Origin of the sequence: Granulicella paludicola (assembly GCF_025685545.1) — a bacterium.
Classification (GTDB): Bacteria; Acidobacteriota; Terriglobia; order Terriglobales; family Acidobacteriaceae; genus Granulicella; species Granulicella paludicola.
In genome coordinates this window covers 18,477-28,594 of sequence record NZ_JAGSYC010000007.1, presented here as the reverse complement: position 1 = coordinate 28,594, position 10,118 = coordinate 18,477, and the positions used below count along the sequence as shown (strand labels likewise).

Annotated in this window: 5 protein-coding genes; 1 reads left to right on the top strand and 4 read right to left on the bottom strand. The window is 55.7% G+C overall.

Annotated features, from left to right (window positions below; all coding sequences use genetic code 11):
* The coding region (locus OHL14_RS00110; protein ID WP_263377271.1) for a carboxypeptidase-like regulatory domain-containing protein at positions 1-281 on the top strand (281 nt) is incomplete at its 5' end.
* A gap of 94 nt (positions 282-375) precedes the next feature.
* Here the strand turns inward: OHL14_RS00110 and OHL14_RS00105 are convergent.
* The 4 genes from OHL14_RS00105 to OHL14_RS00090 form a co-directional block, all read right to left on the bottom strand.
* Positions 376-7,140 (bottom strand): FG-GAP-like repeat-containing protein, encoded by a 6,765-nt coding sequence (locus tag OHL14_RS00105; RefSeq protein ID WP_263377270.1) that lies wholly within the window; start codon positions 7,138-7,140, stop codon positions 376-378.
* A gap of 516 nt (positions 7,141-7,656) precedes the next feature.
* Positions 7,657-8,385: an MBL fold metallo-hydrolase gene (locus tag OHL14_RS00100; RefSeq protein ID WP_263377269.1), complete on the bottom strand. Its 729-nt coding sequence runs from the start codon at positions 8,383-8,385 to the stop codon at positions 7,657-7,659.
* 14 nt (positions 8,386-8,399) lie between these two features.
* Complete coding sequence (locus OHL14_RS00095) at positions 8,400-9,572, bottom strand: DUF5700 domain-containing putative Zn-dependent protease (protein WP_263377268.1); 1,173 nt, start codon at positions 9,570-9,572, stop codon at positions 8,400-8,402.
* 30 nt (positions 9,573-9,602) lie between these two features.
* The gene (locus tag OHL14_RS00090) at positions 9,603-10,106 is read right to left on the bottom strand and encodes a Dps family protein (protein WP_263377267.1); all 504 of its coding nucleotides are present in this window, start codon (positions 10,104-10,106) and stop codon (positions 9,603-9,605) included.
* Positions 10,107-10,118: the final 12 nt, after the last annotated feature.

The following is a 10,118-nucleotide window of genomic DNA, read 5'->3' as shown; positions in this document are numbered from 1 at the left end:
CTCTTTCGGAGCACCGCATGCGTTTCTTAGTTGTCCTGGGCCTCTGTCTTCTCCCGTCGATTCTCCTTGCGCAGTCAACGAGTGCCACCATCAGCGGAGGCGTTTCCGATCACTCCGGCAACTTCATTCCAGGTGCGGACGTAGAGATCGCGAATGATGCCACGGGCGTCATTTATCCGGCACAAACCAACAATGTCGGCATGTATCTGGTTCCCATCCTGCCCCCAGGCCGTTACCACGTGCAGGCTGCTAAAAGCAGGGAGATTCAGAACCAGAAGTAAGTGGAACAGACTTCGTTTTACGGCGACCTCAGAGGCTCGATAACTATATGTCGCTTATCGCTATCGATCCTCATCTGCAGGCTTAGGTGCTTAACTACTGAACGATCAGCGTCACCGTTGCCAAATGTTGGACGGTCCCACTGGTTCCCTTAATGGTGATCGGATAAGAGCCGGATGCGACCTTAACCAAACTCGCATTTGAGCTGCAGCCGCCCATAGCGAATCCGCCGATGGCGAGCATCAGTAGTAAGCAAAGTTGCTGTGCAATTCGCTTACGCGAGTAGCGCAAACCTACCAGCGGGAATAGGAGCAGTGCCAAAGACCAAGGTGGAACGCCCTTGGACGAATTGCTAACGACCGTGGATACAGTGCTAACCGTTACGGATACCGTTTGAGCTCCACTCGTGCTGGAGAGAGTGCTGGGGCTCACAGTAGCAGCTGCACCAGTCGGCAGACCTGTAACGGCAAAGCTCACAGTGCCTGGATACGACGAGCCGCCCGAGGGTGCGACCGCGAGCGTATACGTAGCCGAACTTCCAGAAGACACCGTCAGCGTTGACGCGCCGAACACCTGCATTGTGAAGTCGAGGCCAGTAACTGTGAAACTCTGCGTCACGGATGTTGCGGCAGCGAAACTCGTATTTCCTGCCTGCGAAGCGGTGATCGAGCATGTACCAGCCGCAATCAACGTAAGCGTGCTGCCGGATAGGCTGCACACACTTGAAGTGGCGGACGTGTATGAGACAGGCAGGCCCGAGCTTGCAGTCGCAGTAAGCGTTAGCGGCGAACTGGCAAGAGTTGTATTCGGGAGAGCAGCGAAGGTAATCGTCTGTGTAGTCGCCGTTACCGCGAAGCTCTGTGTCACAGGTGGCGCAGCGGCATAGCTGGTGTTTCCTGGCTGGGACGCCGTGACGGTGCAGGTTCCTGCTGTGACGAAGGTGATTTTGCCGCCCGTCACGGTGCACACAGATTGTGTCGTTGAGGCATAGCTGACAGTCAGCCCAGAGCTTGCAATCGCGTTCAGTGCCGGTGGAGTGCTTGTAAAGGCTGTGGTCGGGAGAACCCCAAAGGTGATCGTCTGCGCGTTGAGGCCGGAGAGTGCGGTCGTATTTGAGACGCTGCCACTGTAGTCAGAATCGCCTGAGTAGGTTGCATTGACCAAATGCTGGCCTACCCCAACAAGGGAGATATTCGTTGCTGTGGCTGTAACCTGCTGCGTTCGCAGCGACATTAGAGATGTGACCGAGTTGAGATTCTTATTCACGGCGATTAGGTCCGGGATGCCGTCTCCATTCCAGTCACCAGCGACGATCGACGTTGGTTCAGCCCCTGCTGGCAAGGAAATGCTGGCTGCAGCACCAAACGTGCCGTCCCCATTGCCAAGCAAGGTGTAGACAGTTGAAACATCTTGAAACAGCAATGCGACATCAGGCTTTCCATCGCCGTTGAAGTCGACGACGGCGATGCCCTGAGGTATGCGGTTGATAACTAACGGGGCACTTGCAGCTGCACTGAATGTACCGTCCCCATTGCCCAGCAGGGTAGTCGTGCCATTCCCGTCGAATGCAAAGATGTCCGGCTTCCCGTCCTGATTGAAGTCACCGACCGCAAGGTATGCCAGAGATCCTATCGATACTGCGGGCATAGTCTTGAAAGTTGCATCTCCGTTCCCGAGTAAGACCACTACCGAGTTCGGCGAATTCCCGTTTGCGAAGGCAAGGTCAGGGATGCCGTCGCCGTTGAAGTCAGCTTCAACCAGGTCTGAGGGCGAGGTGCTGCCAGATACCGCGACGGTGGACTCATTGAATGTGCCGTCACCATTACCGAGCAGGATTGAAATGGAGCCGCTTCCGGAGTTCGAATCTGCGACGGCCAGATCCTCGATACCATCACCGTTGAAGTCTGCTACAACGAGCCAATAAGGTACTGAGGCGGCTTGCGAATTAAGGATCGCCGGGGCAAATGTTGCATCTCCATGGCCCAAAAGGATAGCGATACTGCTGCTGTTTGCCATCACCACGGCCAGATCGACATTGCCATCCCGATTGAAGTCACCGACTACAGCCAATACGGGTTGAGTGCCTTGGGAGCCAAGTTGCAGCGTATGGGGAGCCGCTTGAAAGGTGCCATCTCCTTTTCCCAGAAGAATGGTGATCGAATCGCCGAGCTGATTCACGACGGCCAAGTCTGGTATCCCATCTCCATTGAAATCGGCCTTCACAACAGATGTAGGATTCTGCCCTACGGCTGGCGATTGAGCCATGGTCATGCTGAAGGTCGTGGCGGCATTTTGCAAAGCAGCCTGCGCAAGTTGCTCATTGCTGTTGGTCGAATCCACGAAAGATATGTTGCCGGTGGGTGCGATGGCTCCTTCCGCGGTGACTGTGGCCATCAACATGTAATTACCGAAACTGCCAGCTTGGGTGATGGTGGTTGTGGTGGGCAGCGATGAGGTCACCGTGAGATTAGATGGAGCGGATGCGCTTGCTGCGTTCCCGTTCGATGGCACGAAGACAGCCTTGATGCTGTGACTGCCGATGCCAGGGACGAATCGAAGGATCGCCGTTCCAGAACTGGTGAGTTGCGCGCTGCCAAGCCTGTGGATCGAATCACAGTAGAGCGCCGTGGCATCGCAAAAGTTCACCTGCCCGGTCGTCAGCGACGTTGAGCCTGCAGAGACGGTCGCGGTAGCTGTGACTGCTGTTCCTAGACTTACCGACGTGATCGGAGCTCCGCTCGAACTGAGTGAGAGCAAGGTTGAGGTGACCGTCTGTGGACCGACAACCGTTACAGGAACCGTGGTACTGGCCGTCAATCCGCAACAGGTTCCGGTGACGGTAACCGAGGATGTACCGAGAGGAGCTGCGCTGGTAGCGCTTAGGTTCATCGTGCTGGTGACGTTGGTGGGATTCGGAGAAAACGAAGCGGTCACTCCGGAGGGCAGAGCAGATGCGACTAGTGTTACGCCGGTTGGCAACGGAGCCGGTGACGACACGTACAGAACGGCGTTCCCTGTCCCTCCTTGGTGAAGGGTGATGCCGGTGGATGTTGACGAGACAGCGAAGCTGGGCGCCAGCACGCTCAACTGCAGCGGCGTGGTAGCGACGATTGAACCAGATGTGCCAGTGATGGTGAGGTTGTACAACCCCAGGACCGCCGAACTGCCAGCCGTAATCGTCATGGTGCTGGATGTGGTGGTAGGATTCGGAGAAAATGATGCGGTCACGCCAGTAGGCAGACCCTCAATCGAAAAGGACACGCTGCCTGTGAACCCCAGATCTGGCTGAACCTTGAGGGGGATGGCAGTTGACGATCCCTGGATGATATTGCCCGCGCCGCCCCCGCCGATGGTGAAATAAGGTGCCTGGACACTCAACGTCCCCTCTTGCGTTACGGTCTGATTGCCGGAGATTCCGGTATAGGTTAGGGTGTAATTGCCTAGCGGGGTAGTGGGGGAGGCTGTCACGGCCATCGTGCTGCTGCCGGTGGTTGGGTTAGGAGAAAAAGAAGCGGTCGCTCCATTGGGAAGGCCGGAGACAGCAAGGTTGACTGCACTGGTAAAACCGTTCTGCGGATAGACGATAACCGTTCCTGTCGCATTGCTCCCTTGTCCGACTTCGAACGCAATGCCGGGAACGCTGATGGTAAAGGTCGGGGTGTAGATACCTATATAGAGGGTTGTGGTTGCTGTCAGAGTTCCTGATGTGCCTGTAATCGTCAGCACATACTGTCCCGGGGAAACATTGCTCGCTAAGGTCAGTGTCAGCGTGGAATATCCAACGGACGATGGCGTGGGTGAAAAAGCCGCTGTGACGCCACTGGGAAGACCACTAACTGAGAAGCTGACGCTGCCGTTGAAGCCAGTGGTTGAATTTATATCGACGAGGAAGTTGGAGGTCGTGCCCTGTCCGAGAAAGACATTATTGAAATTGGAACTGAGAGTAAAAGTTGGCGCAGCGATTACCAGAGTGATCGCTACAGTGGAGGTCTGGCCACCCGAGGTTCCAACGATTGTCAAAGGATACTGTCCTAAAGCAGTAGTGTTCGCTACGGTCAGGGTAAGTTGACTTTGACTTGTGACAGGGTTCTGCGAGAGTGAGGCCGTCACGCCACTTGGAAGACCCGCGAATGATACGCTGACGTTCCCTGTAAACCCATACTCATCGGTTACGAAGAGCAGCCCGTTCCAGGTAGTGCCCCGTCCCATAGTGACCGTAGAAGACCCTGCCACGTTCAGAGTGAAGGTCGGCACGTAGACCCCAAGTGCAATCGTGGTTGTCGATGTATATGTGCCCAGAGTGCCTGTGACGGTCAGTGAGTATGTGCCTGGTACGACTGCGGTACCGGCATTCAGGGTCAGCACGGATGCGCCCGACGACGTGGGATTTGGGGAGAATGAGGCTGTCACGCCGTTGGGAAGACCCGAGACGCTTAAACCGACGTTGCCGGTCAGACCATCGAATGTAAGAGTGTTGACGTTGATCGTCCCCGACATGCCCTGGCCGATGCTCAGGCTCCCTGTGCTGGTGAGCTCAAGCTTCGGCGCATTGATCGTCAAGGAAGCTGTAGTGCTCGCACTTAGGCTGCCCGATGTCCCGGTAATCGTGATGAGGGTTGTACCCGGCGTGGCGTTCGCGCTCACAGAAACATTGAGAGAGGCTCCGCTGGTGGTTGGGTTCCCTGTAAAGGTAGCTGTTACGCCGCTCGGCAATCCCGAGACGGCTAAGGCCACTGATCCCACGAACCCATACTTGGGAACGACGGTGATCACCGACTTACCGGTGGCGCCCTGATTGACGTTGGCAACCAACAACACACCTCTACCTGAAGACACGGTCGTGGCTGTGAGACCGAAGCTCGGCGTTTGAATGGCAAGAGATACATCTGTGGACGCGGTTAGCGTACCAGAGGTGCCGGTGATCGTGATGGGCGCCGTTCCCACTGTAGCTGTGCTGGTTGAAGACACTGTCAGCATGGATACACTGCTTGTCGGGTTTGGATAAAACGAAGCCGTCGCGCCCGCTGGTAGTTCTGACGTCACTACCAAATTTACCGGGCCCGAAAAGCCGCCAGCGTCGGTGATGTTGATATTCGTGGAGGCGGAGCCTCCCGGGTTTTCCCAGATCGTTCCCTGAGTGCCTGCGAGCCAAAAGCCGGGGATCTGCGGGCCGGCGAGATCGTCGATTAGGATCTGCCCTGCGGCGCTCCCCCAGCCGGTGGTGAGGTCATAGCCAGATACAGCGTTATAAAAAATGGGCTGGTTATTGGTATCGTTGTTTCCGCTCGTGATGTCATGCAGATCGTTCGCGGTGCCAGTTGCTTGAGCTAACGCATAAAGGGGCGGATTGAGAAAGCCAATGCCGCCCGCTGGTGCTTTGTTCGTCTCAGCCGCCTGTTGGTTCACCAGGGCCATGAACCCAGCCCAGCGCGGGGCCGCGAAGCTGGTTCCCGCCGAGTCTCCGGAGCAGACCCCGTTGGCGCAGAGGTAGTTGTCGAAGTCCCCTTCCATTGCGACATCCGGCACGTTGCGAAGCGTTGCGGAACCTCCGTTGGCTGAGTTAGCCAGACCGATCTGCCAACCCGGAATTCCGACTCCATCTGGACTTATCCCTCCACCGCTGCCACTGCCACCGTCGTTCCATGCGGTCTCCGAACTCCAGCCGCCTCCGGCTCCGTTGGTTGAAAGCGTGGTGGCGCCGACTGTCGTTACGAACTGATCTTCCTGAGGGTAAAAATACGGGCTGATGGTGGCATCGAAGGCGCCGTAGTCTCCGGAGGCCACAAAGAAGCTCTGACCCTGCGCTGCCATCTCCTGAAAGAACGAGTCGTTTGCGGTCACGCTATCCGGCAACCAGCTCCATGAGCAACTGATCTGCTTTGCTTGATCTTCCGAAACCATGGAGTTGAGGATGTCGGCATCCACTTCTCCGATGTAGACGCGCACCTGACTGAGCCCTGGTGCCATGCCGATTGCCTGAACGATATCGAGCGTCTCCTCTGCGTCGCTAGCGGAGCTGAAGGGGAGGTATCCTGGAGCACCCGTTTCACCATCCAGCAGAACCTCGTTGATAGGCACATTAAAACTCTGCCCAACAGTGCTGAAAGTGTCGTACACGTCACTCAGATCGAAGCCATCGAACTCAAACAGACCCACAGTCTCCCCGTTGCCTGTCAACGTCGTCCCGCCATAGTAGGCTGCCCGCATGTCACTCGCAAGGTAGGAGCCTCCAGGACCTGATCCATTCACAATATTCGGATGCTGTCCGCTAACGGCTCTCTTCACCATCGGCTGCGGCAACGAGTAATTATTCAGGCCCGCGATACGTGCAACCGCCACACCAAGATTCAGAGATGGCTCTCGGTCTGGAGAGTAGAACGTGCGGTTTTCTGTCGGATGCTGGTACACATTCATGGAGACGTGAAAAGCTCGGTTGATTTGGGCTGCTGTGCCGCTCATGGGTACGGTGAGCCGGTTGGCGGGGCTCTGCTCCACGACAAATCCATTGGACCTGGCAAACGCCACGACTGCCTGGTAGTCGTCTGCTGTAGGACCGAACTGCTGCGTAAACTGCCCCACGGTCAGGAAGTGACGATAGTCAGGATTCTTCGAGTCGTACAAACGGCTCAGCAGACTGGTGAGCGCAGGCTGATTCCGGAGCGGTAATACGATCGAAATATGAAGCCGTTGCTCCCCTGGCAGGGAACTGATCAGTGCCGCGCGTCCATCCGAAACCGCGGGCCGTACATGATGGTGAAGAGCCTGGAGAGGCTGCTGGGCGAAGGACGAAATCCATCCTGCGAGGAGAAAGAATGTCAGCGGGACAACAGACGCCAGCCGACAAAGCCACTGGCTGCTCATTCCATGTTCTTTGCCATGTCTACACGCCGATGTGTCCGACGAACCCGCTACAAGCCAATCCCGGTGAATCCCTGCAATCATGCGCTTACCTGCCAGTGCAGCTCTGTTGTGGTCGTCCGGATAACGATCTGCTGATCCTGGCACATTATCGCAGGGCGCAGCACTCTTTTCTCAATGGGAATCCAACCCGTTCGACACCCTATGAGCCTTGCTGCGATGTTCCGTTGTATCCATAGAGTCTGTTCCGGGTAGCGTTCGCTGCATCCGCGAGTTCAAACGTTCCTTCGAATCGGGCCACTCACTTCTCTCAGTGGATGACAAATCGCCAAGTCGCGTTTCGGGGGTGTTGGGGCGCTGGAAACGTGCATTGGCCTGATGTTGGCAAATGAGATGTTGCTGCGATTTTTGGCCAAAGCAAAGCTTTCAGAACCACTGATCAGATAACGAAGACGAAGGACGTCGACAGTAGTGATATGACAAGAATCAGACTAGTACAGTCGCAATCGCTGCAAAAAATTAGTCAGGAAATGTAAGGAGAGTTTCAGCGTGACGACGAACCTCACGCACGGTCAACGCTCCGCCATGCCCCAGGTAGAACTTCTCTACACCATCGTCAGCCAATCGCAGCAGTTCCTTGGCAACAGCGCGAGGATCGTCCTCGAAAGGAGGTCTGATTGCGTGCTTTGTGCGGATCACCCCGCCGATCAGTATTCCCGATGCGACGAGATCCCCAACTAATGCGTCTTTACTTCCCACCTCAATCGAAATGGAGCCTCTGGTATGTCCAGGCGTGTGCTTGACACTACCAGTAACGCCATACTGCGATAGGTCGAAAGCTTGGCAGTTCGACAACAGAACGTCGGGCTCAAAAGGTGTGTAGCTCTGATGGGGTGCGGGGGTTCTCAAAAACATGCGCCCAGCCCAGCCCGTCGGACAGAAGGTCATCGGTGTTTCCCGCTTGTAGTATGCAAGGTCATCCTCATGCGCAACGATGGGAGCATGGGTCTTTTCGCGGAGTTCAGCTGCACCACCCGCGTGGTCAACATGGGCATGAGTTATCACGATTGCCTGGACATCTTCGAACGACAATCCCTGTTTCAATAGAGCCTTTTCGAACCGGGGGAGAGAGCCGGGGAGCCCCGCGTCAACGAGAACACATCCCCTGCTCCCAATGAGGAGATGAGCGTTAACAATCTTGAGTGGCAGGATGGGCACACGTACGATTCTTGAGACGCTTATATCCATTTAGAGCAGTCCTTTCAGTTCGGCCTTACACTTGGCGCCGTTGACGGCGACGGAGAACCGCTGGGACAGCCATCATGGAGCGATTGCGCGGCGCTCACGGTGTTTTCCCCCAAGCGGGGATGTGCACGGTCTTTTCCGTAGTTCTTGAGCCGCGTATACCGGAGAACGAAGTCGTAGCCGGGCTGCTGTATAACTTGTGCGACGGCTGCTGGGCCATCCTGATCGACAATCGCACTTACCATGGCGCTACTAATCGAGTAGACGATGCCTCTACCCCAGAAATCGACACTGTACACGACCCTGTAAGGCACCGGAGTAGGGGCCTGCAGGCTGGCAATGGAGATTTCAAGAAGGTTCGCACTGTCGGAGAGATGCTCCTTGCCGTACAGCGATTCGGCGTATGGACGCTGCCCAGTAGGACCTTTTGCGTCTTTTAGGATGTCGTCGGACCCAACAAACTTCGCGGTACCTTCATTCCGCATGTCCATGAAGAGCTCGGCGGTGCTGGAACAAAACGCCCCGCGAACCAGATCGGCAGGCAAGGTGCGCTCTTTAGCCCAGTGCTCTGTATCTTCGTGATAGACGGCACCTTGTGCGCCATGAAAAGCCTCGTGAATCATGACCTGCTTCGCCATGACGATGTCGTCGTTTAACGCAATATTGAGATAGAAATCCTGGCCTCCAAACGCATATCCTCCGCCATCGCCGCCGGCAACGACAAAGCCCCGTACGGAAACGGAGTCAGGCCTCGCAACGTAAGGGCGAATGTGATCGCGGAGTTGTGTTTGGAAGCCTGCCTCAATCTGATCAAGAAGAGCCGAAATCGCGGGTGCGGAATTCTTTACCGCCGAAAACATATAGCTCTCTTCCGCGGGGGTTCGGGCTGGCAATCCATGAGCGGCTGCGACCAGAGCGTGTGCGAACTGTTCTTCGGTGTCGGCTTCACCCAGGCCATGCATCTCCTTGATCATCCCCTGATTGCCTTCGAGCTTTGCGACGGTCATAGCTTGATCGTTGGTCAAATTGGAATTCTGAAGTGCCTTGAGCATGGCGCGAGCGGAGGCTGTGTCAATCTTGATCTGCTGGGAAAGCATGATTGGAACGAAGAACAGTGCGCCAACTAAGAGAACGAATCCCTTAATGATGAAGTCCAGCTTTGGGGTAGCTAAGAATTTGCACTGTGACATGAATCCCTTCCTCTCCTAGTGGGCGAGATGTTATCTGCGAATGCTCTCAAGCAGGAACCATGCGCGACGCTGTGACTGGTCGATCCAATTCTCAAGAAGACTCGCGGTGGCTATATCGCCTGCTCCGTCACACAGTGTGTGCGCGGTATGCATTCTGCTGGTTAGAAGCATCTCGTCAGCGTGAAGCTCCTCGAGCATGTCATCCGGCGTTAGGTCGTCTGAATCGTTGTCGCCAATGGTCTGGAGTTTCGCGATCTGACCGATCGATCGGTTCGTAGTGCATCGGATCTTCCGCACACGCTCAGCGATCTCATCCGTCATACCGAAAAGTTGATCGGCGTTTTCATCGAGTAGGAGATGGAAGTCGCGGAAATGAGGTCCCGACATGTGCCAATGAAAGTTTTTCGTTTTGATGTACAGCGCGAAGATGTCCGCAAGCAATATGTTGAGCTCATTCGCGACCGAGTTCAGGCAAACTGCAATCTGTGAACTATCGCCGTGTCGTACTGTCCGCAAGCTGATATCAGGTCTCATGAAGTCACTCGA

Coding starts and splice junctions, on each gene's coding strand:
- OHL14_RS00105 (WP_263377270.1), bottom strand. CDS start 7,140: ATGAGCAGCCAGTGGCTTTGTCGGCTGGCGTCTGTTGTCCCGCTGACA.
- OHL14_RS00100 (WP_263377269.1), bottom strand. CDS start 8,385: ATGGATATAAGCGTCTCAAGAATCGTACGTGTGCCCATCCTGCCACTC.
- OHL14_RS00095 (WP_263377268.1), bottom strand. CDS start 9,572: ATGTCACAGTGCAAATTCTTAGCTACCCCAAAGCTGGACTTCATCATT.
- OHL14_RS00090 (WP_263377267.1), bottom strand. CDS start 10,106: ATGAGACCTGATATCAGCTTGCGGACAGTACGACACGGCGATAGTTCA.